The organism is Desulfovibrio desulfuricans, assembly GCF_024460775.1.
GTDB lineage: Bacteria > Desulfobacterota > Desulfovibrionia > Desulfovibrionales > Desulfovibrionaceae > Desulfovibrio > Desulfovibrio desulfuricans_E.
Genome location: NZ_JANFYZ010000038.1, coordinates 1 through 773 on the forward strand (window position 1 = coordinate 1; position 773 = coordinate 773).

Annotated in this window: 1 protein-coding gene; it reads right to left on the bottom strand. The window is 44.8% G+C overall.

Going from position 1 to position 773, the window contains the following annotated elements; genetic code table 11:
• Positions 1-118: 118 nt before the first annotated feature.
• On the bottom strand, positions 119-773 hold a 655-nt coding region (locus NE637_RS15320; protein ID WP_256267794.1), incomplete at its 5' end, for a YagK/YfjJ domain-containing protein.

Below are 773 nucleotides of genomic sequence, written 5' to 3' on the forward strand. Positions count from 1 at the left end.
ATTAGCGTAGGGATGATTGACAAAAAAAGTCAACACAAACCAGGACCCCGATGTCCTGCGAACATAAAGGCTTATTCGAGAGGTCTCGAGGATGCCACTACCTCCGCAACTCGCATCATCATTTTCGAGAAATCCTTGTGCATGAGGATACCCTTGATCCCTTGGGGTTGAATTCCTTGGTGCGGACTTTAGCCAAATAGCTACCAGCAAAGACTACGTCATTGATCTGTTGTTCGACTTCAGGGGAATTGCGCTCTATGAGCTTCCCCTTGGCTCCATTGCTACCAGAAAAGTTAACAAGCCCATCATAGCTTTCATTGGGAGTGTTATTTGCGTTTTGCAGTTTGTTTTTGACAGCTCTACTCACTGCTTCTTTGACGGAATAGCCGTTGTGAATTGCATTGCCGTTGACAAACGCATTTACATGAAAGTGTGGTTTGTCATCTGGTGAGGTCTTTTCTGCTGTCCATACCCAATGCACATCAGGATCATTTTTCCCATTCTTTGACTTTGAGTTTAGAGTACGTGTTGCACTTTCAATAATCCTGGTCATGTCCTTGCTGTCGAGTGCATAGTCAATCTCTTGCCCATTGTTCCCGATACGACCAGTTGCTGTGTTCTGAATGTCAAGGCGTACTGAAAACACCTTTGAGTGTTTGGCTGCCATGAGTTCAACAGTGTCTATGATCTGGTCTAATGTTTTCGTATGGCAATGAAGGTTGCCATCTTGACCATTGTTGATTGTGTAGCCCCTGTATTTTCTCCCAGTCGTG